This is a genomic window from Paraburkholderia fungorum, from assembly GCF_046027215.1.
In the GTDB taxonomy this organism is placed as follows: domain Bacteria; phylum Pseudomonadota; class Gammaproteobacteria; order Burkholderiales; family Burkholderiaceae; genus Paraburkholderia; species Paraburkholderia fungorum_D.
In genome coordinates, this window is the sequence record NZ_JAQQEN010000001.1 from 2,926,688 (window position 1) to 2,949,891 (window position 23,204).

The window sequence follows — 23,204 nt, forward strand, 5'->3', positions numbered from 1 at the left end:
CACGGCAATGTCGGCCACAACGACACTCTCCCCTAAAGCAGTGATTTTCGACGCCTACGGCACGCTTTTCGACGTGCATTCGGTGATCGCTGCCGCGGAGCAGATGTTCCCGGGCCACGGCGATGCGCTGTCGCAGTTGTGGCGGCAAAAACAGATCGAATACACGCAGTTGCGTACCCTCGCCGACCCGGCGGGCGCACGCTACCGGCCGTTTTGGGAGATCACGCTCGACGCGCTGCGCTTCGCCGCGAAGAAGCTCCAACTCACGCTCGGACGCGCCGCCGAGAAGCGCCTGATGGACGAATACGCGTGCCTCTCCGCCTTTCCCGATGCCGTGCCCGCACTGCGCCAGTTGCGCGAGACGCCCGCGGCGCGCACGGCAAAGGGGCCTCAGGCACAACGCAACCTCGCGATCCTCTCGAACGGCAATCCGCAGATGCTCGACATCGCGGTGAAGAGCGCCGGCATGACCGGCCTGTTCGACCGGGTTCTATCGGTCGACGCCGTGCGCGCCTACAAACCCTCGCCCGCCGCTTACGCGCTCGGCACGCAAGCCTTCGGCGCAGAGCCGCGCGAGATCGTCTTCGTGTCGTCGAACGGCTGGGACGTTGCGGGCGCCAGCTGGTTCGGCTTCACCACTTTCTGGCTCAACCGGCAAAACGCACCAGCCGAAGAACTGGGCGTCACGCCGCATGGCGCGGGCGGAGGCATGACTGATCTGCTCGCTTTTCTGAAGACCCCCGCGTTGTCCTCGCACTCGCCATCGCCCGCCCGCAAGGGCGGCGCCAGCGGCAGCCGCACGCGCCACAGCCCTGGCGCATAACGGCAACCGCACTGGACCACGCAACGCACCTCAACCGCACTTTCAACATTTGCATCTTTGCAATCTGACCGACCAGGGAGAAAACATGGCGAACACGCTTTCATCGTCGCAGTTGCCGCAAGGCATGAACATCACGGCCGACATCAAGCCGGGTTTCGAATCGATCCTCACACGCGAAGCACTCGAACTCGTCGCTGCGCTGCACCGCACGTTCGAACCGCGCCGTCAGCAATTGCTGCAGGCGCGCGCGCAACGTACCAAACGGCTCGACGCCGGTGAACGCCCCGACTTCCTCGCCGAGACGAAAAGCGTGCGTGAAGCCGACTGGAAGATCGCGCCGCTGCCGCAGGACCTGCAATGCCGCCGCGTGGAGATCACTGGTCCGGTCGAGCGCAAGATGATCATCAACGCGCTGAATTCGGGCGCGGACTCGTACATGACCGATTTCGAAGATTCGAATGCGCCGAGCTGGGATAACCAGATCACCGGCCATATCAATCTGCGCGACGCGGTGCGCCGCACAATTTCGCTCGAACAGAACGGCAAGTCGTACACGCTGAATGACAAGATCGCGACGCTGATCGTGCGTCCGCGCGGCTGGCATCTGGACGAGAAGCATGTGACCGTGGACGGCAAACGCGTGTCCGGCGGCATCTTCGACTTCGCCCTCTTCATGGTTCACAACGCGAAGGAACAGGTCGCGCGCGGCACGGCGCCCTACTTCTATCTGCCGAAGATGGAAAGCCATCTGGAAGCGCGCCTGTGGAACGACATCTTCGTTGCGGCGCAGGAAGCCGTCGGCGTGCCGCGCGGCACCATTCGCGCGACGGTGCTGATCGAGACGATCGTCGCCGCGTTCGAAATGGACGAGATCCTGTACGAATTGCGCGAACATAGCTCGGGCCTGAACGCCGGCCGTTGGGACTACATCTTCTCGGCGATCAAGAAGTTCAGGAACGACCGCGATTTCTGCCTCGCCGACCGCTCGCAGATCACCATGACCGCGCCCTTCATGCGCGCCTACGCGCTGCTGTTGCTGAAGACCTGCCATCGCCGCAATGCGCCGGCGATCGGCGGCATGAGCGCGCTGATCCCGATCAGGAACGATCCGGCCGCGAACGACAAGGCCATGGGCGGTGTGCGCTCCGATAAGGCGCGTGACGCCGGCGACGGTTATGACGGCGGCTGGGTCGCGCACCCGGGCCTCGTGCCGATCGCGATGGAAGAGTTCGTCAAGGTGCTCGGCGACCAGCCGAACCAGATCGGCAAGCAACGCGACGACGTGCTCGTCACCGCCACCGACCTGATGGACTTCCGCCCGGAAGCACCGATCACCGAAGGCGGCCTGCGCAACAACATCAACGTGGGGATCCACTACCTGGGTTCGTGGCTCACGGGCAATGGCTGCGTGCCGATTCACAACCTGATGGAAGACGCGGCCACCGCGGAAATCTCACGCTCGCAAGTGTGGCAATGGATCCGCTCGCCGAAGGGCAAGCTCGAAGACGGCCGCAAGGTCACGGCAGAACTGGTGCGCGCGCTGACCGCGCAGGAGCTCGACAAGGTGAAGCAGGCGGTGGGCGGCAATACCGCGCCGTATGATCGCGCCGCGCAGATCTTCGAAGAGATGTCGACCTCGGAACAGTTCACCGACTTCCTGACGCTGCCGCTGTACGAGGAAATCTGAGGCCGCTGGCGCGCCCCATGCATCACTAACGGACGACGCAGTAGCAAGCCCGCTCTCACCCATCACGCATGGCGTGAAAGCAGCTTGGGTCGCAAGGCTGACCGACCGGACGGCCCGACAGGCGCTTGCTTGCCGGGCCGTTTTTTTATGCGCCCGGCTAGCGCGTGCTGCGGTGCACGACCCAGTCGCCCGACTTGATTTCCTGCAGGCCTTTCACCGCATGGGGCACGACGGGATAGAAGCGGCAATTCACCACGTCGTCGTTCACCTTCACCATGACCTCGCGCGCGACGAACCGCCCTTCGACGCCCGGATAGACCGCCTCGATCTCATCGAGCACCGCGACCAGGTCATCGTCGATTTCGTACACGTCGCCTTTCACATCGACGCCTGCTTCATCGACCACCAGGCCCGGATACGAGCCGAAGTCGAACAGGTGGCCACGGACTGTGGCCGTGCCGAGCCAATCCGGCTCAGCGATCTCGTGCCGCGCCGCGGCCTCGGCGATATCGTTCACCTCACCGGCGCGCAGCGTGCCGTATACAAAGACGTTCTGCATCGTCGTTTGCTCTCCTTTGAAAGTGTGTTTCGATTGCTACCGCTGTAGCGCTTCAGTTCAGTGGCGCGCTGGCCACCAGCACGCCGTCTATATCCGCGTAGATCCATTCGCCGGGGCGCACCATCGCGCCCGGCAATTGCACGGGCACGTCGCGCTCGCCGACGCCGAGCTTCTGACCGCGCCGCGGGCAGGTGGCCAACGCCGCCACGCCGACGTTGACTTCATTGAGTTCGAGCGTATCGCGCACACAGCCGTTCAGCACGATACCCGCCCAGCCGTTCTGTTCCGCGATCTGCGCGAGGTTGCCGCCGACCAGCGCGCAGCGCAGGCTGCCGCCCCCGTCGACCACCAGCACGCGGCCCGCGCCCTTCTCTTCGAGTGTGGCGCGCACGAGCGCGTTGTCCTCGAACACTTTCAGCGTCACCGCCTCGCCGCTGAAGCACTCGGCGCGGCTGAACAGATGAAACACCGGCTCGAGCACACGCAATGTGCCCAGCGCCAGCTGGTCCTCGTGCGCGTCGCATAAGTCCGCGGTGGCAAAGCTCATGGGGTTCTCCTCGGGGGTCGGTGCAATCGGGACATTATGCAACGTCGCCGGATGCAACACCTACAATGGGAAGCCCGTAGCGCTTTCGAGTTCCACGCTTTCGAGTTTCGTCCTTGAGATCGAACTTCACCATGCATGCGTCCACCGACTCAGCCCCGTCCAGCCTCGTCCACTTTGCCGACATTCCGCCTGAGTTCCAGCCGACGCCCTCGCACCCGATTCGCGTGCGTTCGCGGCCGATGCCGTCTGGCTGGCACATCGCGCGTCATACGCACGCGTGGGCCCAGGTGGCTTACGCGTCGCGCGGCGTGCTGCGCGTCGCGACCACCGGCACGACGTGGATGGTGCCGCCATCGCGGGCAATCTGGGTGCCGCCGCACGTGACGCACGAAGTGATCGCCGTCGAAGATGCGTTCCTGCGCACGCTCTACATCACCGAAAGCACAGTGCCACCCGGGCTCGACACGCCGCGCGTGGTCGAAGTATCGGATCTGCTGCGCGAAGTGATCGCGGCGCTCGATACACCCGGCCTCTCGGCGACTCGCGAACAACTGCTGGGCGCGCTCGCGCTCGACGAACTGACGCGCTCGGAGCCGCTACCGCTATCCGTGCCGATGCCCAGCGAGAAGCGCCTGCGCGCGCTGTGCGAAGCGGTGATCGCCGACCCGACGCATGGTGAATCGCTCGAACAGTGGGCCTCGAGTGTGGGCGCCAGCACGCGCACGATCGCGCGGCTGTTTCGTCAGGAATTGGGCGTGAGCTTTTCGCAATGGCGTCAACAGGCGATTCTGGCGCGCGCGATTCCGCTTCTGAGCCAGGGCAGGCCGCTCGCGCAGGTCGCGCAGGAGCTGGGCTATCAGAGTCAAAGCGCATTCTCGGCGATGTTCCGGCGGGCCTTCGGTGAGAGCCCACGGGCGTTCATCGAGCGCGGCTCTGAGCATCGTGCGGAAAATGGCGAGCGTGAGGCTGCCGAGGTCGACGAAGAGGCGGCGCGAGCGCGCGCGGATGAGTAGAACGGTTGAGCACCGAGCGCTTGCCTTGCGCAGCCCGCGCATAGGGCAACGCGGCCCACGGCCGGCAAGGTGTCAGTGAGCAGCACCGCCGGGCGGCAATGCCTCAGACCCGCCGCGCCAGATGCCGGATCGCGCCGAGCTGCGCAAGACGCGGCCCGGTCAGCTTGTAGCCCTTGCGCTGATACAGCCGTGCTGCAGGGTTGTCGACGAATACGCGCAACTGCAATTCACGCAGCCCGCGTTCGCGCGCCCATTGATGCGACATATCGAGCAGATACGTGCCTGCGCCCAGCCGCCGGTGCCCTTCGGCAATCTGCACGTCGCGGATATGCAGGGAATCGCCTTCCTGGGTAATGCGCAGCACGCCAATCGGCTTGCCATCCATTTCGAGAATGAAATTCTCAGACTCGCGCCAACTGCCGAGAAACAGATCGGCACGCCAGACCAGATGATGACGGTGATAGTAGCCGCCCATGTTGTTGCGAGTCAGCGCCTCGGCAAACTCGAAATCGTCCATGCCGGCCTTACGCAGATAAAACGGTAACGGAGCTTCGGTTGGATCGAACATGGCGGAACGACGAAGAGAAGTCGGCTCAACGGTAAAACAGGCCGCGCGCGCTGGCAATGGCTGTTTGTCCCGAGCATACCCGGACGATACCCAGGCAGACCTCCTCGTGGCAATGAAAAAGCCCCTTCCTGAGAAGTGGGCTTTTGAGAATCTGGCGGACGGCTGTCCGCTATCGACTAATCCCTGACCATGGACAATGGCTATTTAACCATTCAGCCCACCATCTGACCGATCCAACCGCTGTGATGCACGGAACCGACCTGGTACGCGCAAAAGACGCCGGGCCTTTCCTATGCGTTCGCGGCCATCTGCAAACGACTTTCATCCTGGAGAATGGCCTCGATCGCCGTGCGGTCCACTTTGCCCTGTTCGGTTTGTGGCACGCGATCTACCTCGACAATGCGCACCCGCCTCGAAACGGAAGTGCCGAACACAGATTGGAGAATGCCCGTGCACCGCGCAACCTCCAGTTGCCTGCCTGCCCATGGCTCAACCAGCGCATTCCATGTATATCCCGCCGAGCCGTTTGCTGATGCATACGCCGCGGCATAGCGCACATCAGGCAGCCAGCAGAGGACTTCCTCGATCTTGGTCGGACTGATAAAAACACCATCGATCACAGCCACATCTGATGCTCGCCCGAGAACATGCAAATTACCGTCCTCGTCAATGAAGCCGGTGTCCCCCATCAGGCACCAGCCGTTGCGAAACTTGCTGGACACCGCTTCCGGCTGCCTGTAGTAGCCCTGCGCCACAAAAGCCGACTTCGTCTCGATGGTGCCGATCTCCCCGACATCCAGGAGCCGTCCATCCGCGCCGCGAATGCGTACCTCGACGCCGTCCACGATGCGCCCCGCGCTGAATGGCAGATTGACCGTTGCCTCGTACCTGGGCGAAGCAAGCATGCTCACCAGGCCCGCCTCGCTCGCGCCGTACATATGCTTGAGCACCGGGCCGAAACGCCTGATGGCGCGTTGCCGCAAAATCGCAGGCGCGGAGCCGCCGATGTGCGCAATCGAACGCAACGACGACAGATCGCGCCAGCGTGCATCCGGGTGATCCATCGTTTCGAAAAGTTGTGGTTCGACTAAAAGCAGGTCGGTGATGCGTTCCGACTCGATCATCGAGAGTGTGGCGGCAGGGTCGTACTGGCGCTCGAGCACGACCGTGCCTCCGCCGATCAGCGTCGAGTCCACCAGGATTTGTGAAATGTACGCGAGCGCGCCATTAACGAGTTGCCGCCTGTCTTCAGCCTTCTCTGCCCGGACCATCGCCGAATACGCCGTGAACGAGCGCCGGCTGCATTTCGGCACGCCCGTCGTGCCACCGGACGATACGATCACGGCGAGCTCATTGGGCATGGCACTGCTGTGCAAGGGCAGATCCGAATGTGCTGCTGCAAGCTGATCGAGCCGTAAAGTATCGGCGCCGAAACCCACTGGCACGACGCGCGCCGTCACACCTTCAGGGACGAGGTGTGCGGTTTCTCCGAACACGACCAGGAGCGTGGGCTGGATTCTGGCAAGCAGCGCGCTCTGTTGATCGCGCTTCGCGAGCGCTGGCATGAACAGCGTCGCGGCACCAAGAAGATTCGCCGCGTAGCGGATCGCGAGCGCGTCGGGACAATTGGGCGCGAGCAATGCGACCAGACAACCCCGGCCAATACCGAGTGCTTCGAGCGCACGAGCGTAGCGAAAAATCGAGCTACGCAGCGCGCCGCCAGTAAGGTCAGTACGACGATAGCGCAGTACGGGTTTGTCAGGCTGTGTGCCCAGCTGGTCGAGCAATGCATCGACATAGAGCCGTTCGGTTGTGTCGCTGACACCTGGCATGATCGATCCTCCTTCCTGAGTCATGTGGCGGGCCTCGCTGCGCGTGCGGCCGTCGGCCCCGCGCGTTCCCGCGACCCAATCCCGCCCTTCCGTTCAACGCATGATGCGCGCGGAAAATGAGCACAGGATTAGCTGACCAGAGAGGTCGTCAATTCGCGTTGCGCGATCGCATGTGTGGCCAATGCGGCCGCCCCCAGCTCGTCAGGCATCACCGTCCAGCCGAGACCCCGTACATTTCGAATCAACGACTGCCCGAACTTCTTGCGCATCGAGTGAATCAGCACGTCGACCGCATTGCTTTCCACCTCTTTACCCCAGCCGTATAACCTGTCCTCGAGTTGATCGCGCGACAGTATTGCGCCGGGCCTTTCGAGGAACGCATGCATCAGCGCGAATTCGCGCGCGGAGAGCACCGACGCAGCGCCGTTGCAATACAGCTTGCGCGACTCCAGATCAAGAGCCAACGCGCAGCCTCCAATGCGAGACGTTGCGTGCCCGGCCTTGCGCCGCAATATTGCGCGAATTCGCGCGAGTACTTCCCGCGCTTCCAGTGGCTTGAGCAAACAGTCGTCAGCGCCGCCGTCGAGACTGCACACGCGCGTTTCCATGTCCTCGCGCGCCGCCAGAATCAGAACCGGCACGTTGTCGCCCGCGGCACGAATCATTCGCAGCACGTCAATGCTGCCCACACCCGGCAAATCGAGCCCCACCATGACGAGCGCGTAGTAAGCGGCGCTGAATGAGCGCCTTCCTGCCTCGCCGTCACGAACCCAGTCGACGCTATAGCCGGCATCTTTCAATGCGCGAAGCAGGCATTGACCCGTGTGCAAATCGTCTTCAATCAAAAGAACCCGCATGATTACCTGACCTCCATTGATCGAGGCATGAGCCGAACCGGATAACGATCGCGGACACGCCTCGAACGTGTTGCAACAGACAGAGGCCGCTGATTGCAACGGACTACTGGATGACAAAGCCAAACCAGCGCCGCTCATTCATTGGAGCAGGACTACGGGGGGGTTCGCGGTGCGGCGAATCTGGCGTGAGTGAATTCTGCTGAATACCGCCGCCATTTCCATCACCAGAACTGGGGATAAAGCGGCAAATTTTCGTGGATGAATCGAGCCCGCGCGGTTGTGCGGTTGTACTTCTATTTGATGCACTTACACCGGGCGGTACCAGAGGTCCGCCACACGATAAAACAGGCTATCCGCCTCGGATTCGGAGTATTGCTGCATGAGCCGGCCGTAGCGCGCAAGCATCGGCGCAAGCCCGGATGCTGCTTCGTAAGCCGTCATGTGGCTGGCGAACATGCACCGCGATACGCCAATCGTGTCAATGGCGGCGGTGATCCAGGTCGCTGCGAGTTCGAAAGACCAGCGCACCCCAAACACCCGCTCCAGCGCGGAGACGTCCACTCGCACGTTGTCACAATCGGCCAGATCAGCGAGTCCGCGTTTCCATCGGGCGTAGTGTTCGGCATCTCCATTCAGCGGCCAGCCCATCGGTTCGATCGTGAAACCGATCCCGGGATATTGCCGAACGACGGCGAGCATATCCGGCAACTGATCGGCAAGGACTTCAATACCGCACCTGAAATCATGGCGTTTCAACAGTTCGAGCCGTTTTCGCCACGACGGGTCGGCCAACAGATTGAGGCTTGCTGGACGGCGTGCCTGCTGCGCCTGATCCCAGCTCATCAATTGACGCACGCCGGTGATCCGTTCGATTCCAACGTAGCAGTCCAGTGCTTTTTCAATGTCTGGATCGAGAAGATCGACATGAGCGACGAAAGCCTGGCGTAATCCGTGCCCCCGTTGCCATTGCCGTATTTGTGCGCTCGCTTCATCAGCAGCGAAAGGGACGATTCCGGCGCAGACCAATCCGTCGAGACGGTAGTCCCACCCCGGTTCGGGAGCGTGCTCGACACACTTGCCGTTCACCCACTCGGCCGGAACAGCTTGCGTCAGCAGAGGCGTTTCGACGGCTTCCGGCGCAGTCGGCGTATCGCTCTCCTGGCGAAAATGGGCATCGATAAACTTTTGCTGAAGCGGCATGGAACACACTTGACTGTTGGCTTTGACGGGTTGCGCCGAACGGCGCGCTCAACCGGTCCGCAAACCCGGGCCGCAAACCAATACGCTCCGCGCCAGTCCATGCATTATTCCCTCGCAGAATTAGATCCCCGTTAAGGGCGGACGCACCCAGCCCGTCGTCCATCGCGTTATCGTCTTGCAGTGCCGCACATCAGACGATATCCGTTGAATTGATTAGAATAGTCTGACTACCGGGATGTCATTTCCCTTCGGAATTCCCACTTCCGGCCGACGGGGGCAAGGTGCCACAGTCCGAGCTTGCGGATCTTATTGACCTTATCTACGCGGCCGCCCTGGCTGAGGGCGCAACCTGGCCCGAGGTCGCGCGCCACATTTACGCACTCACAGGGGCGCAGCAAGCCAGCCTGATCGTTGCGGATGCGAGCGGGACAAAATGTAATGTCTTTCTGGAGCCCGGCACGTATGACGAGCGGCTTCGCCATTACTACCGGGAAATCTCCCCTTGGCGCGTGGAAGCGAAAAACGGGATTCGCGACGGTAGCGCCATCGTTGGGCGGGTTGTGCGCGGCGAAGATATCGTGCCAGATACTGAGTTTCTGAACAGCGAGTTCTATAACGACTTCGGACGCCATGCTGGTTTCCGGCACATGATTGGCGGATTGCTGGACGCGGAAACGGCCACAACGATCTCGTTTACGCGCGATGCCGCGGCGGGATCGTTCGAAGAGCGCGACCGGCGCACGCTGCAATCGCTCATGCCACACTTGCAACGCGCGCTTCAGTTGCGGAACCGATTCGAGCCGGATACCTCCAGGCTCGGCGCCGGCGCGTTGGATGCCCTTTCGATTGCCGTGATCGTTGTGGACGGGAATATGCGCGTCAAACACGCAAACGCCGCAGCAGTTGCACTCACGAACGAGGGCTGCGGCATCACCGTGAGCCGGACCGGCCCGGACCCGGGCCTGGGAAATACAGTACTTGCGGCACGCCACCCCGAGGATCATGCAAGATTGAGTCAGCTCGTCGCCGCAGTCGCCAATGGAAGTTCCGGATGTGCGCTACGGATGCGCAATCGGCGCGACGAACCAGCGAGCCAGGCTTCGCTCGCCGTCCTCGTCTCTCCGGCAATGACCCACTTCCTCTCCGGCCCCGGAACCGGCTGCCGCATCCAGCCGGGCACCGCGATGATCGTTGCGCGCCACTTGAGCCACACTTCATTGCCCGACCCCGGCCTGATGTGCGACCTCTACGGACTCACAAAAGCCGAAGCGGCAGTCGCGCTCTCGTTTGGCGGAGGTGCGACTGCCGAGGACGTTGCAAGGATAAGGCGTGTATCGCCTGAGACGATCCGCAGCCAGGTCAAGGCCATCCTGCGGAAAACCAACACCAGCAACCTGCGCGATCTTGAACGCATCCTCGCAATCAGTTCCGCGATGCTACCTGCCGCGCTGTGATCACCCGTGCGGTGATGCGGCCTGAAAGATCAGTACGCCCACCATCCCGGTCCCCACATGCTCCAGTTCCAGGCCGCGTTTTCATTCATTTCAGCGTTCATGCGCTCCTGAGTGATGAGGCTCTGCTGGATTTGCTCGCGTTTGTAGTTGTCCCATGCGGTTTCGTCGCCGATATACAGGCAGCCGCACGCATAAGGGTCCGCGTAGACAAACACGGCCTTACCGTCCTTGACTTTCTGGACGACCCGATTCGGTGGCAAGGTCTGCAATTGCAGGCGTTGCTGGTCGGTGGTCACCGGGACGATATGGAAGCCCGCCGCGGCCAGCAGATCATTCTTCTGATTCGCTCGCTCCACGGGTGTGGCGCACGCGGCCATCAGCACGCTCATGCTCACTGCAGTCAGAATAGCGGCGCATCTGCGAATCATGATTTTTCCCTTGTTGTGAAATCAGAAAATGATGTCTAGATTAACCGGCGAAACTTAGGCGGAAATTACGCTTGCGAGCCGACGGGAAGCAAGACAACTAATTCAGTGCTAACTATGCGTGTTCATGATGGCCTCATCGGATCAGAGGACACCAACGTCATGAAGCTCTCAAGAATCACACGCATCGCCTTGCCCCTAGGCTTGATCACCATTGCCTTCACCGGCTGCGCGGTCATTCCGCCGACTGGCCCGTCCGTCGTCGCATTGCCGCCGCATGGCAAACCGCTAAGCGTGTTCCAGCAGGAAGACTACGCATGCCGCGACTACGCATTCCGCTCGGACAATGCCAATGCGCCGGCACATAGCGCCCTTCCGGACGGCGTCGGCAGCACTGCGATCGGAACAGCGGGTGGCGCGGCCGCGGGTGCCCTGCTCGGCGCCGCGGCAGGCGACGCCGGCGTGGGCGCCGCGATCGGTGCGGGCGTGGGCCTGCTGTTTGGCGGCGCCGTCGGTGCCAACCACGCGCAAGCCAATTCAGCCAGTCTGCAGGCGCGCTACGACGCCGCCTACGCGCAATGCATGGCCTCGAAGGGCAACAATATTTCCCCACCGTCCGTCTACACCACGGCACCGGTCTATGCCCCACCGCCTGTCGCGTACGCACCGGCCGCCGTCGTTTACGGCTACCCGCAACGCTACGGCTACTGGTCTTATTGATCGCCCCGGCTAATTTCTCTCCTCGCTCTACCACGTGCTGATGCGGCGATGGATCACGAGTAGCAAAAGCCTGCTGTCGTAGCTTACTTCCCTACTTTATTAGGGGTACTCAGAATGTTCACGAAGATTCTCGTCGCCGTCAGTGCAAATTCTGCCGACATTGTCCTGGCATCTGCCATTGAAGCCGCACGCAAGCACGACGCACAAATTGTCGCGCTGCATGTCATCGATCCACGGCACTGTTATCTGAGAGGCGTCGACTGCAACTATGGCCTGATCGTCGACGAAATGAAGGCACATGGACGCACAGTGGTCACGCACGTCCGGAACGTGCTGGCCAGTCAGACGCATCCAGCGGAAGTCCGCATGCTGACGCTGCCAACCTCCGGGATGACAATGGGTGCCGCGATTGCTAGCGTTGCCGACGAGACGGGTGCAGACCTGATCCTTCTCGGCCAACGGAGTGCGTTCCGGTGGCGCTGGTTGAGTGAAGACGTGGCATTGGACGTGGTGCGCTGTTCCAGCAAGCCCATCCAGATCGCGGCGGACAGGACCGACATGAGGTCTTCGCGTCGTGCCGGCGCACGTTGCGTTGATGTATCTGCCGTCCGGTAAAGATGGACCTGCCTGCCACGGACTGAAGCGGTACGAATGGAATCGGGGCGCGTGGCGCGCGCCCCAGGTGGCCAATCCGTGTGATTACCGCTGCGCGTCCTGAGCCTGCGCGTCACTCAGGCCAAGTTTGCCGGGGTTGAGAATGTTCTTCGGGTCGAGCGTGCGCTTGACGGCCTGTAGAACGGGAAATGCGCTACCGAGCGATTCGCTCATATACGGCGCGCGCAACAAGCCGACACCATGATGGTGGCTCAACGCTGCGTTGTATTTGATGAGCACGGCGTTCGCGGCATCCCACGCGGCGCGGTACCACTTCGCGCGATTCTCCACTTCGACTTCGCCGCGTAGCGAGAAGTAAAGGCATGCGCCGTCCACATACGCGTGCGACTGGTGCGCCGAACCGGCGAGCGTGCCGGGCACCGCGTTGATCGCATTGACCACGTCCGTATAGATGCCCGGCAGGTCTTTCCACGGCCCCGCCATTTCCAGCGTGTCGGCCACAAAGCCCGGGCTGCGCTTGAAACCTTCCGCGCTCTTCCCCGTGAGGTAGCGCGTGTCGAGCCACTTCTCGAAGATGACCTTATCGTCGAGGCGCTCGCCCAGTTCCGCGCAGACGCGTTCGCTGATCGTGAGCACTGCTTCGACGATTTCGCGCGCGCCTTCGTCGGCGACCAGCAGGACGTTCGATTCCGGCAGCCCGAACTGCACGCCGCTTTCGAGTTCGTCGTACAGACGCAAGGCGGCCGGATTCGCGCCGCGCTGCATGATCTGGCGGCACGCTTCGAGGCCGATCGCAAATGTCTTAAAGCCATAAGCAATCGCACGGCCGTAGTCCGGCAGGCGATGCAGCTTCAAACGCACGCGCACGATCACGCCGAGCGTACCCTCCGAGCCGACGAACAGCTGCTGCAGATCCGGGCCGAGCGCCGCGCGCGAATAACCGCCCACGCTGACGAGACTGCCGTCGGCGAGCACCACGTCCATGCCGAACACCATATCCTCGATCTTGCCGTAGCGCGTCGACAGTTGCCCCGCGCCGCGGCACGCCACCCACCCGCCGACCGTGCTGATCGCATACGACGACGGCCAGTGGCCCATCGTCATGCCGTAGTCGCGCTGAATCGTTTCTTCGAAGATGTCGCCGAACATGCCCGCTTCGACTTCCACGATCTGGCTTTCCTTGTCGAAGCCGATCAATCGATTCAGCTCGCACACGTCCAGCACGATCCCGCCGCGCACCGGCAGGGCCGCTCCCGTCACGTTGCTGCGGCCCGCGGAGACGGTCACTGGGATCGACGCCGCGTTGGCGATGCGCATGACCGCCTGAATCTGTTCCACCTTGGACACGCGCACGATCACCGCATGCGGGGTGGCCGGCTTGCCGGCGGTTTCAGTCATCATCGAACCGGCCCACCAGTCGCGCGTCCAGGCCACCACGTCCGGGGCGAGCGTGAGCACGTCATCGGCTACGGCGCGCAGCGCGTCGATCTGTTGCGCGCTCACCTTGACCGGATCGCGTTGCAGACCGGCCTGCCCCGTCGTGTCCTTGAGCGCCGCCGCATAAGCCGGTGGCGTATGCGCGCCGACCACATAGTTGCCACGGTTGTAGCCACGCTTGACGGCTTCCTTGCTGATCATTCGGTTTCTCCCATAAGAACGGACTTTTCATGTTCGACGGCGGCGACGTAGTCGCTCACCTGGCTGGCGACGACTGCCCCGGACAAGCCGAGCTCCGTCTGTAAAATTTCGCCGACGCGCGCGGCGGCGCGCGCCGAAGCATCGCGCGCCATCAGACGTGCGCGGATGCGGCGCGACAGCACGTCGTCGACGCTGCACGCGAGTTCGTGTCTGACGGCGTAAAGGACTTCGGCTTCGGTGTACGGCAGGCCTTCGACGATCGGCTTCAGCAAGCTCGCATCGCTTTCCAGAATGTCGGTGACGAAACGCGCCTCCGTGCCGTAGCGCTCGCCCAGTTGCGCCGACAAACCACCCGACGCGACGATCGCCTGCGAGTCGTAACCCGCCGCGCCGAGCAGATACGCGGACTTCGTGCGGCATTTCGCGCGCTTGCCGATCACCTTTTGCGCGGCGTCGATGGTCTGTTCGGCCATGTGCCGCGAGGTCGTCAGCTTGCCGCCGACGATCGTGACAAGGCCGTCGGGCGCAATATGGATCTCATGATTGCGCTTCATTTCCAGCGTCTTTCCGCCGGGCGGCCCGACCAGCGGCCGGCAACCGGCGATGCTGCCCACCGCGTCTTCGGCCCGCAAATCGGTTTTCAGGGCGGAACGCGCGCCTTCAATCAGGAAGTCGAGTTCCTGGCGCGTGCAGCACACGTCATCGAGGTTGCCGCGGTAGTCTTCGTCGGTGGTGCCGAGATAGGAGACGTTGCCCCAGCGCGTGATGGTCGCGCGACGGCTGCGGCCCGGCACGGGAATCGTCACCGTGCAGTCGTTGCGAACCTTCAGCCATGGAATCGCGACGTGCACGCCTTTCGCGGGACGAATCTGCAACGCCGCCGGGTCGTCCTTCTTGCGGCCGGTCCAGTCGCGCAGCCACACGCCGGTGGCCATGATCACCACGCCCGCACGCACACGTATTTCGCGCTGGTCCGCCTGCACGATGACGCCGTCGACACTGCCATGCCCATTGCGCGTGATTTCGATGGCTTTCGCATGATTCAGGGCGCACGCACCATGAAACGCCGCCGTGCGGGCGAGATTCAGCGTGAGGCGCGCGTCGTCCACGCGGGCGTCGAAATACATGAAGCCGCCGGTGAGGTTCTCTTCATTGAACGTTGGGCAGTGCGACAGAACTTCGGCCTTGCTCAGCTTCTGGTGCAGGATGCCTTCGCGCCAGCCACCGGCGATGTCATAGGCCCAGAGCAGACTCTCGAAGGCCTTGGCGACGCGCTTGTCGAACACGCCGTCCTTCTCCATGACGGGAAACAGAAATGGCAGGCGTTGCACCAGATGCCGGGCATTTCGCCGTAGACGCTGCCGCTCCAGCAGCGAGTGACGTACCAGTCCGAGATTGCCCTGCTCGATATAACGCAAGCCGCCGTGCACCATCTTCGACGACTTCGACGATGTGCCCGAGGCGAAATCGTTCTTTTCCAGCAGCGCCACGCGATAGCCGCGCAGGCTCGCGTCGAGTGCCGCATACGCGCCGGTGACGCCGCCCCCCACGATCACGATATCGAATGCCTCGCTGGCGAGCCGGTCGAGCTGCTCGGCGCGCACCATGCGCAAAGGCTCGGTGCCGGTCATCTCGGCGCGTTCTTTCGAGGTCTTTCTGGATGGAATAAACAACATGTATCAGTCCCCACAACCATTATCGAATGCACTTGCGTGGGCGAGTTCCGCCTCGACCCTTGCATGCCATGACGCACGCCGCTGCTCACGCGCCGCGGATCGCGCCGACGGTTCGAACACCGCGTCGGTGACGGTCGTCGTGCGTGCGTGTTGCAGCGAGTCCCACAGCAGGCCCGACGACCCCGCGAGAAAGGCGGCGCCGCGCAGACTCGCGCGATCGCTTTCATGCATGCGACGCACCGGCATGCCGCTCAGGTCGGCCTGGATCTGCAGCAGCGTGTCGCTGCCGGAGAGTCCGCCGCCGACCACCAGTTCGGAGGCCGTGACATCCGCGATCGCCTGGTTCGCGTCGATACACAAGGCGACCGAGTGCGCGATGCCTTCGAGAATCGCGTAGGCGATTTCAGCTTGCGTCGTCGCAATAGAAATGCCGCTTAACGAGGCACGCGCGTTGGGCTGCAATTGCGGAACCCGCAAGCCGGTCAAGGCGGGCAGGAAGGTGGCGCCGCGCGACGAATCGAGCGTCGCGGCGAGCGCGCTGATTTGCGTGGCATCGTCGAACCAGTGCAGCTTCTCGCAGATCCAGTTCAATGCGGAGCCGGTCGTTGCCACGAAGGTTTCGAGTGAAAAGTGCGACACGTCGTGCTGGCGCCGCGCGGTCATGGTCAAGGTGCCGGCGTGCGAGGTTTCCGTCGCGCGGGGGACTTGCGTGCCGACCAGCAGATCGACGAAGCTGCCCGTGCCGTGCACGCACATCGACTGGCCGCGATCCAGGCAACCGAGCCCGACCGCACCCGCGAGCTGGTCGCCCGCGCAGGCAAGAATCGGCACGTCGATGCCGAGTACATCCGCACGTGTACGGCCGAATTCATCGGCATCCTGACGAAGTTCCGGTAGCAGTCTCTGCGGAAAACCGAGCGCGTCGATCCAGTCGAGACAATAGCGGTGTTCGTCGAGCAGATACGCGCTCGCGGAGGTGGCGTTGGTGGGCGTCGTCACGCATACGCGTTCGGTGGAGAGATGCCACAGCAACCAGGTGTCGATGGTGCCGAACGCGAGACGGCGTTCGCGATTCGCGAGAATCACCGCGGGCGTCGTTTGCAGATGATGGGCGGCCCACAGATAAGGCGAGCGCACGCCGGCCGGACGGCCCACCCGCTCAATCAGCGTGCGGTCCCACGCTTCGCCGAGCCGGTTCAGTTCGCCTGCGTGGCGCGTGTCCTGCCAGACCATCGCGGGCACGAGCGCGCGTCCGGTGCGGGTATCCCACAACACGGCGGTCGCGCGTTGCGTCGCGATGGCGAGCGCAACCACATTCAGTTGCTCGGTGGCCGCGCGCGCGAGCGTCGCACGGCACACGGCGATCGTTTTCTCAAGAATGCTGTTCGCGTCCTGCTCGACGACGCCCGGCCGTGGACTGTCGACCCGCAGCGGCTCATACGCGAGGCAGGAGACCTGCCCGCAGGCGGCCACCACTGCCGCGCGCGTGCCGGACGTCCCTTCGTCGATCGCGAGAATAACGTTTCGATTGGTGGTCATCGCTGTGATGTCTCGCGCATGCGTTGGCTGTCAGGCTCACTGAGCCTGACGGATTGTCGTCAGATCGTTCCTGACGCTGGCGACGCCACTCACTGCGCTCGCCACCTTCGCGGCCTGCTCGATCTGGCTGCTATCCGGCATCGACCCTTGCAGCGTCACGGCACCTTGCTTCGCCCGAACCGTCACGTTGACGATATTCAGATTCTTTTTCCGCGCCAGTGCCTGCCGTACATTTTTCGCGAGCTGGCGATTAGCCGCGCGCTGCGCCTTCGCACTTACCGGTGAAGCGCTCGCCACAGGCGCCGACGCTGCCGTGGTCGTAGCCGCGCTGCCGCCGGATTGCGCGTGTGCAATCGTCGCCGTTGCGAGCAGGCAGGCAACAATCCATCCATTCCGAGCGATTATTTTCATTCAAGTCTCCTATGTTAATAAAGCGAACTCTCAACCCGCCAACACCTGAAGTTGATCCAGCAGCACGTCAGACACCTCGATCCCGTCACGCTCAGCCTGTTGCGCAAGCGACTCCCGCCGTTGCCCGGGCAAGCGCACATCGGGGTCCTCGAGCATGATCGCGATCAGGGCTTCGACACGTGCAAGGTAGACATCGCTGCCTGCCAACGCGCCCGGATCGACCGCCCAGAAAAGATGGCCGACGCGCGACTTGTCCCCCTCCTCCGTGAGGAAGGAGCCCGCCTCATAGCCAAAATTGGCGCCCGCCAGCGCGGCCGCCAGCAATTCGACCGTCAATGCCAGCATGGCGCCCTTGGCGCCGCCGACGGGCAGCATCATGCCGTCGAGCGCGACTCGCGCGTCGGTGGTCGGCGAGCCGTCGCGCGCCGTGGCCCAGCCCTCGGGGATCGGCTTACCTTCGCGCGCAGCCACCATGATCTTGCCGCGCGCTACGTTCGAGAGCGACAGGTCGATCATCAGCGGCTCGCCCGAGCGGCGCGGAAACACCGCGCCAATCGGATTGGTGCCGAACAGCGCACGACGTCCGCCAAATGCGGGCATGGCGGCCGGTGAATTGCTGAAGGCCAGACCCACGAGACCTGCTCTGCCAAGCGCCTCCAGGTGATACGCACCGACCCCGAAGTGGTGGCTGTGGCGCACGCTCGCGACCGCGCTGCCATGTTCCCGGGCACGCCCGATGAGCGTCTGCACGGCCAGCTCGCACGCGGGAAACGCCAGTCCGTCGTCCGCATCGATCAGAACTGCCGCGTGACGCGAACTCGCGATGAAGGCCTGCGCCGTGGGACTCACGCGGCCGTTGCGCAACTGCGCGAGATACATAGGCAGACGCGACACGCCGTGCGACGCCAGCCCGCGTGCGTCGGCGTAAACGAGTGCGTTCGCCGTGGCAGTCGCCGTCTCCGAAGTGGTGCCTGCCCGACGCAGTGCGCGCGTGGCGAGCACGTGCAACTCGGCGGTTGAAACGAGCGTCATGGATGCAATTCCTTTCATGTAATCGGTTTGCCGGACGACCGCGCGAATCCGGCGCACCGGCGCACCGGCACACAACCCGTGCGTGCTAACAGGAGAAAACGGCGGCGTTCAGGCGCTCTCGAACAACCGCGTCAGGACGAATTCCCGATGACCGAGCGCTTCAGCAGCGGTCCAACGTCCATTGGCCGTTGCAAGCATGGTTTCGAGCAGCTTGTCGCCCGCCTGGTCGAGATTCTGTTCGCGCTGCAGCAGCCCGGACACGTCTACGTCGATATGTTCGCCCATGGTCCGCACCGTGCGCGGATTCGCGCAGATCTTGATCACTGGCACGATCGCGTTGCCAATCACATTGCCCTGTCCGGTGGGGAAGAAGTGCACCGCAAACCCGGAGGCCGCGCACAGGGTCACCATTTCAGCCGCCGCCGACGAAGAATCCATAAACCACAGTCCCGGACCGCCAGGCTGTTCGGCCTTGTCGAGCACGCCGTCGACGCGGCACGTCTTGCCGATCTTCTGGATATTGCCCAGCGCCTTCTCTTCGATGGTGGTGAGGCCGCCTGCAATATTGCCCTTGGTGGGCTGCGATTCCGACAGGTCGTCGGTCTTCCAGCGGTTGATCATCGCCTGATAACGATCGAACATGAACTGGAAGCGCTCGCGCACCTGGTCGTTGGCGCAGCGCGCCGCCACGATCTGCTCGCCGCCCGTGAGCTCCGACGTTTCGCCGAATACGAGGGTTGTGCCGAGTTCATAGAGTTTGTCGAATGCGTTGCCCACCGTCGGATTGGCGCCGCAGCCCGAGGTGGTGTCCGACTCGCCGCATTTTGTCGAGACCCACAACTCCGCGATCGAACAGGTTTCGCGCTCGAGCGAAGTGGCGTATTGCACCAGCTCTTTCGCTGCTCGCGAAGCGCGCAGGATGGTGTCGTGGTCTCCGTGCAGTTCGATACCGAAACCCATGACCGGCTTGCCCGACTTCGCGATGCCGTCGACCACGCGCTTGGTCCAGCCTTCCTCGATGCCGATGACGATGACCGCCGCGACATTCGGGTTGCAGCCCGCGCCGATCAAGGTGCTGAAATGCAGATCGAGGTCGGCGCCGAACTGCAAGCGGCCGTATGGGTGGGGCAGCGCCATGGTCCCCTTGATGTTGTTCTCCACGGCCTGTGCCGCGGCGTTCGACAGGTCGTCGACGGGCAGAATGATCACATGGTTGCGCACGCCGACGCGGCCGTTCGCGCGACGGTAGCCGCGGAAAGAAGTGTTCTGGTCAATCACGCTCATGGTGTGTTCTCGTGTATGGCTAGGATTCGGGGTTGCCGCGCACCCGTGGCGCGCAGCGTGTTGTCCGCATGGATCGGCCTGCGCCGGCTACCAGCGCTTGGTCTTGATGTTGTGCACATGAGCGTGCTCGCCGGCCTTGATCGGCGCGACCACCTTGCCGATATCCACCCCGTATTTGTAGACCGTCTCTCCGACCGCCATGTCGCGCAGCGCCACCTTGTGGCCAATCGGTATGTCCTGCTTCGCCGAGACCGTGATGATCTCGTCGTCATCCATGATCCACGCGCTCAACTGCGTGCCCGCCCTGATTCCTTCGACGACTGCCACGCCTACGGTGTCCTTCGCCTCGTGCATCACGATATGAATGGTTCTGCGCGCTTCCTCCGGCTTTGAGGATGCTCCTGCGCCGGACTGCTGAGGCGCGCCTGCTGCGGTATGACTCATCGATCGTCTCCTGTGGGTTTGGCAACAACGGTTTCCTTCAGCACCTGAAAACATCTTAGGCATCCAACACATTCATGTCAACCATATCATCTATATGTCTTGGATGAATCGGATGAAGTAGAATTCCAGACAGGCAATTCATTCATCGAGGACGAAGTTATGCAGACCACGGCAGCGGGATCACAGGCGCAGACAGCTGGCGCACCGGGCATTGGCGGCACGCGCTACAAGGAGGTCAAGCAGGCTCTGCTCGCTGCACTTTCGGCGCAGGAGTGGAAAGGCGGTGAGACGATTCCTTCTGAAAAACGTCTCGCCGAGCGCTTCGGCGTGTCGATCGGCACGTTGCGCAAGGCCATCGACGAACTGGTGGCCGAGAACATCCTCGTGCGCCACCAGGGGCTCGGCACCTTCGTCGCGCAACATCAACGCGACCGGCATTTTTTCCGTTTCTTCCGCGTTGTCCGCCAGGACGGCGAAAAGACCTACCCCACCGTCAATCTCGTCTCGTTCCGCAAAGCTAAAGCCACGCGTGAGATGGCCGCTGTGCTGGGTGTCGAAACCGGCGCGCGGGTCTTCACGTTCGTCAACCGTCTTGCGTTGCATGACGAGACAGTCATGATCGACACCATCACGGTGCTCGAATCGCGCTTCCCCGGCCTGACGGAAAACATGCTGCGCGAGCGGCCCAGTACCTTGTACAACTTCTATCAGGACGCTTTCCAGATCAATGTGGTAGGCACCGAAGAGCGCTTGCGCGTTGCCACCGCCAACGCCGGCGAAGCGAAGTTCCTCGGCGTGGAGCAAGGCACGCCGCTTCTCGAGGTTCGGCGTGTTGCTTACTCGTATCATCAGATGCCTGTCGAGTGGCGTGTTTCGCATGTCAATACCGCGAGCTATGAGTACGTGGGGCCGTCATCGTCACACGATCAACCTTTGTAGTGAGAACGTGGTTTCTCATACGCAATAAATAACTCATCTATATGTTATAGATGAACCATATGCCGTAAAATTCTTCGTCACGAGCCTTCAATGGCATACGGCGACGGGGAGCGCGGCAGAGATGACAATAGACAGCCTCGGCATCGGTGGTAAGCGCTACAAGGAAGTCAAGCACGCACTGCTTGCAGCGCTTGCCGCGCAGGAGTGGAAAGGCGGCGAGGCCATTCCGTCCGAGCGGCGCCTTGCAGAGCGATTCGGCATCTCGGTGGGCACCGTGCGCAAGGCGATCGACGAACTCGTCGCCGAAAATGTTCTCGTGCGGCATCAAGGCCTCGGCACCTTCGTGGCTCATCATCAACGTGACCGGCATTTCTTCCGCTTCTTTCGTATCGTCGGCGTCGGGGGTGACAAACGTTATCCCACCGTCGAGCTGTTATCGTTCGAACAGACAAAGGCGTCACCCAGCGTCGCGCGACTCCTCGCCATTGCTCCCGGCGCAGGCGTCTACAGGTTTTCGAACAGCCTCGCACTGGATGGCGAAGTCGTGATGATCGATCGCATCGTCGTGCCCGAAGCGCGCTTTCAAGGCTTGAGCGAAGACGCACTGCGCGACCGGCCGAACACGCTCTACAACTTCTATCAGGACGTCTTTAACGTCTACGTCACCGGCATCGAAGAGCGCCTGCGTGCCCGTCTGACCGATCACACGCTGGCCCCGTTGCTGGGCGTCCCGGTCGGCACGCCGCTGCTCGAAATCCGGCGCGTCGCGTATTCGTATCAGCATGTGCCCGTTGAACTGCGCACTTCGAGTGCCAATACGGCGAAGCATGAGTACCTTGGGGCGTCCACGTTGCCGACGCAGACTTACGACGGTGGTGTTCCCTGAAGCAACCTGCCCGAGGCTTGGTATGGTGAGCCCCGGGCATGACGAGTTCCGCTTTGACGCGCCACGCGTCGACTCCCGCTCGACTACCCGCGTTCCTCCCGCTCGGCCAACACGGGTTCCGCAGCACACAGCGCCGCTTTAACGCGCGCCGCAACGAGCGAACTGACGCGCTCGTTCGACTGCACGGTCAAGCCCGCGATATGCGGCGTCAGAATCAGATTGGGCGCGTTAGCGAGTGGTGAACCCGCGGCAAGCGGCTCATCGGCGAACACGTCGAGCGCGGCGCCGGCGATGTGCCCGGCGTGCAACGCCGCCGCCAGTGCGGCTTCGTCGACAATGCCGCCGCGTGCCGTATTGATCACCACCGCGCCCTTCCTGAGCGTGGCAAGCCGCGCACCGTCGAGCAGATTGCGCGTTGTCGGCAACAACGGGACATGCAGCGTGATCACATCGGCCGCCCGCAACGCGTCGTCCAGCGAGACAGGCCGCGCCCCCGTTTCGCGCCAGCAGGGCGCGTCCTGCGCCAGTTGCGGATCGTGGCCGACTACCTGCATGCCCATGCCACGCGCGAGGCGCGCTACAAGTTGTCCGATGCCGCCGAAGCCGATCACGGCGAGCGTGGCGCCCGCCAACTCGCGGCCGTTCGAAAGCGCAGTGCGTGGCCAGCTTCCGTTCGCCACCTCCGCGCTCGAGGAATAGGCGCCACGCAGCAACATCAGTGCTGTCGCGATCACGTACTCGGCCACGGCCTGCGCGTTGGCTCCCGTGGCGGGATGAACCGACATGCCGCGGGCCGCGCATGCATCGAGATCGATATTGTCCAGCCCGACACCGAGCCGGCCGACTGCGAGCAAGCGGGGAGCGCCATCCAGCAACGCGGCGCTCACCTGAGTGCGATTGCGCACGATCAGCGCATGCGCATCCCCCAGCGCCTCGCGCAGTGCCGCGGGCGTATCGACCAGTGATGGGTCGTACTGGACTTCGAATTCATCTCGCAACCTGTCTACTGCGGCGGTGTCCATGAACTCGCTTATCACTACCCTTTTCATATGGAA

Annotated in this window: 23 protein-coding genes; 8 read left to right on the forward strand and 15 right to left on the reverse strand. The window is 62.8% G+C overall.

Features of this window, described 5'->3' with window-relative positions:
* Positions 1 to 7: 7 nt before the first annotated feature.
* Positions 8 to 823 carry a haloacid dehalogenase type II gene (locus PQR27_RS12950; RefSeq protein ID WP_408524036.1) on the forward strand — a complete coding sequence of 272 codons (816 nt, stop codon included), beginning with the start codon at positions 8 to 10 and terminating at the stop codon, positions 821 to 823.
* 85 nt (positions 824 to 908) lie between these two features.
* Complete coding sequence (gene aceB, locus PQR27_RS12955) at positions 909 to 2,510, forward strand: malate synthase A (RefSeq protein ID WP_408524037.1); 1,602 nt, start codon at positions 909 to 911, stop codon at positions 2,508 to 2,510.
* A 157-nt stretch (positions 2,511 to 2,667) separates the two neighbouring features.
* Here aceB and PQR27_RS12960 read toward each other — a convergent pair whose 3' ends face one another.
* The gene (locus PQR27_RS12960; protein ID WP_408524038.1) at positions 2,668 to 3,069 is read right to left on the reverse strand and encodes a gamma-glutamylcyclotransferase family protein; all 402 of its coding nucleotides are present in this window, start codon (positions 3,067 to 3,069) and stop codon (positions 2,668 to 2,670) included.
* A 52-nt stretch (positions 3,070 to 3,121) separates the two neighbouring features.
* The gene (rraA, locus tag PQR27_RS12965; RefSeq protein WP_408524039.1) at positions 3,122 to 3,616 is read right to left on the reverse strand and encodes a ribonuclease E activity regulator RraA; all 495 of its coding nucleotides are present in this window, start codon (positions 3,614 to 3,616) and stop codon (positions 3,122 to 3,124) included.
* A 131-nt stretch (positions 3,617 to 3,747) separates the two neighbouring features.
* Between rraA and PQR27_RS12970 the strand changes: the two genes are divergently transcribed.
* Positions 3,748 to 4,629, forward strand: coding sequence for an AraC family transcriptional regulator (locus tag PQR27_RS12970; protein WP_408524040.1), 882 nt, complete (start codon positions 3,748 to 3,750; stop codon positions 4,627 to 4,629).
* Positions 4,630 to 4,732: 103 nt separating this feature from the next.
* Here the strand turns inward: PQR27_RS12970 and PQR27_RS12975 are convergent, their stop codons facing one another.
* The 4 genes from PQR27_RS12975 to PQR27_RS12990 all read right to left on the reverse strand — a co-directional run bounded on the left by PQR27_RS12975 (position 4,733) and on the right by PQR27_RS12990 (position 9,086).
* Complete coding sequence (locus PQR27_RS12975; RefSeq protein ID WP_408524041.1) at positions 4,733 to 5,197, reverse strand: GNAT family N-acetyltransferase; 465 nt, start codon at positions 5,195 to 5,197, stop codon at positions 4,733 to 4,735.
* Positions 5,198 to 5,487: 290 nt separating this feature from the next.
* The gene (locus PQR27_RS12980) at positions 5,488 to 7,029 is read right to left on the reverse strand and encodes a class I adenylate-forming enzyme family protein (protein WP_408524042.1); all 1,542 of its coding nucleotides are present in this window, start codon (positions 7,027 to 7,029) and stop codon (positions 5,488 to 5,490) included.
* A gap of 128 nt (positions 7,030 to 7,157) precedes the next feature.
* The gene (locus PQR27_RS12985; protein WP_408524043.1) at positions 7,158 to 7,886 is read right to left on the reverse strand and encodes a response regulator transcription factor; all 729 of its coding nucleotides are present in this window, start codon (positions 7,884 to 7,886) and stop codon (positions 7,158 to 7,160) included.
* Between the two features lie 306 nt (positions 7,887 to 8,192).
* Positions 8,193 to 9,086, reverse strand: coding sequence for an amidohydrolase family protein (locus PQR27_RS12990; RefSeq protein ID WP_408525481.1), 894 nt, complete (start codon positions 9,084 to 9,086; stop codon positions 8,193 to 8,195).
* A 281-nt stretch (positions 9,087 to 9,367) separates the two neighbouring features.
* On the opposite strand from PQR27_RS12990, the gene PQR27_RS12995 reads away from it, so the two are divergent.
* Positions 9,368 to 10,540 (forward strand): hypothetical protein, encoded by a 1,173-nt coding sequence (locus tag PQR27_RS12995; RefSeq protein WP_408524044.1) that lies wholly within the window; start codon positions 9,368 to 9,370, stop codon positions 10,538 to 10,540.
* A 29-nt stretch (positions 10,541 to 10,569) separates the two neighbouring features.
* On the opposite strand, the gene PQR27_RS13000 is transcribed toward PQR27_RS12995, so the two are convergent.
* Positions 10,570 to 10,968 carry a hypothetical protein gene (locus PQR27_RS13000; RefSeq protein ID WP_408524045.1) on the reverse strand — a complete coding sequence of 133 codons (399 nt, stop codon included), beginning with the start codon at positions 10,966 to 10,968 and terminating at the stop codon, positions 10,570 to 10,572.
* A gap of 159 nt (positions 10,969 to 11,127) precedes the next feature.
* On the opposite strand from PQR27_RS13000, the gene PQR27_RS13005 reads away from it, so the two are divergent.
* Both PQR27_RS13005 and PQR27_RS13010 read left to right on the forward strand, forming a co-directional pair.
* Positions 11,128 to 11,685, forward strand: coding sequence for a glycine zipper domain-containing protein (locus PQR27_RS13005; RefSeq protein WP_408524046.1), 558 nt, complete (start codon positions 11,128 to 11,130; stop codon positions 11,683 to 11,685).
* A gap of 114 nt (positions 11,686 to 11,799) precedes the next feature.
* Positions 11,800 to 12,300 carry a universal stress protein gene (locus tag PQR27_RS13010; RefSeq protein WP_408524047.1) on the forward strand — a complete coding sequence of 167 codons (501 nt, stop codon included), beginning with the start codon at positions 11,800 to 11,802 and terminating at the stop codon, positions 12,298 to 12,300.
* A gap of 84 nt (positions 12,301 to 12,384) precedes the next feature.
* Here PQR27_RS13010 and PQR27_RS13015 read toward each other — a convergent pair whose 3' ends face one another.
* The 7 genes from PQR27_RS13015 to PQR27_RS13045 form a co-directional block, all read right to left on the reverse strand.
* On the reverse strand, positions 12,385 to 13,938 hold the full coding sequence (locus PQR27_RS13015; RefSeq protein WP_408524048.1) for an FAD-binding oxidoreductase: 1,554 nt from the start codon (positions 13,936 to 13,938) through the stop codon (positions 12,385 to 12,387).
* Positions 13,935 to 15,614, reverse strand: coding sequence for a glycerol-3-phosphate dehydrogenase/oxidase (locus PQR27_RS13020; RefSeq protein ID WP_408524049.1), 1,680 nt, complete (start codon positions 15,612 to 15,614; stop codon positions 13,935 to 13,937). The genes PQR27_RS13015 and PQR27_RS13020 overlap by 4 nt, the downstream gene beginning before the upstream one ends.
* Before the next feature lie 3 nt (positions 15,615 to 15,617).
* Entirely contained in the window at positions 15,618 to 17,153 is a 1,536-nt protein-coding gene (locus PQR27_RS13025) for an FGGY family carbohydrate kinase (protein WP_408524050.1), read from the reverse strand.
* Positions 17,154 to 17,189: 36 nt separating this feature from the next.
* The gene (locus PQR27_RS13030) at positions 17,190 to 17,564 is read right to left on the reverse strand and encodes a BON domain-containing protein (protein ID WP_408524051.1); all 375 of its coding nucleotides are present in this window, start codon (positions 17,562 to 17,564) and stop codon (positions 17,190 to 17,192) included.
* A 30-nt stretch (positions 17,565 to 17,594) separates the two neighbouring features.
* Complete coding sequence (locus PQR27_RS13035; RefSeq protein WP_408524052.1) at positions 17,595 to 18,596, reverse strand: Ldh family oxidoreductase; 1,002 nt, start codon at positions 18,594 to 18,596, stop codon at positions 17,595 to 17,597.
* Between the two features lie 108 nt (positions 18,597 to 18,704).
* Positions 18,705 to 19,880 (reverse strand): UxaA family hydrolase, encoded by a 1,176-nt coding sequence (locus PQR27_RS13040; protein ID WP_408524053.1) that lies wholly within the window; start codon positions 19,878 to 19,880, stop codon positions 18,705 to 18,707.
* Positions 19,881 to 19,967: 87 nt separating this feature from the next.
* Complete coding sequence (locus PQR27_RS13045) at positions 19,968 to 20,234, reverse strand: UxaA family hydrolase (protein WP_408525482.1); 267 nt, start codon at positions 20,232 to 20,234, stop codon at positions 19,968 to 19,970.
* A 249-nt stretch (positions 20,235 to 20,483) separates the two neighbouring features.
* Here PQR27_RS13045 and PQR27_RS13050 point away from each other — a divergent pair, with 249 nt between their 5' ends.
* Together PQR27_RS13050 and PQR27_RS13055 are read left to right on the forward strand one after the other, a co-directional pair.
* Positions 20,484 to 21,263 carry a GntR family transcriptional regulator gene (locus PQR27_RS13050; protein WP_408524054.1) on the forward strand — a complete coding sequence of 260 codons (780 nt, stop codon included), beginning with the start codon at positions 20,484 to 20,486 and terminating at the stop codon, positions 21,261 to 21,263.
* A gap of 121 nt (positions 21,264 to 21,384) precedes the next feature.
* The gene (locus PQR27_RS13055; protein ID WP_408524055.1) at positions 21,385 to 22,149 is read left to right on the forward strand and encodes a GntR family transcriptional regulator; all 765 of its coding nucleotides are present in this window, start codon (positions 21,385 to 21,387) and stop codon (positions 22,147 to 22,149) included.
* A gap of 83 nt (positions 22,150 to 22,232) precedes the next feature.
* On the opposite strand, the gene PQR27_RS13060 is transcribed toward PQR27_RS13055, so the two are convergent.
* Positions 22,233 to 23,198, reverse strand: a complete 966-nt coding sequence (locus PQR27_RS13060) for a hydroxyacid dehydrogenase (protein ID WP_408524056.1) — start codon at positions 23,196 to 23,198, stop codon at positions 22,233 to 22,235.
* Positions 23,199 to 23,204 lie beyond the last annotated feature (6 nt).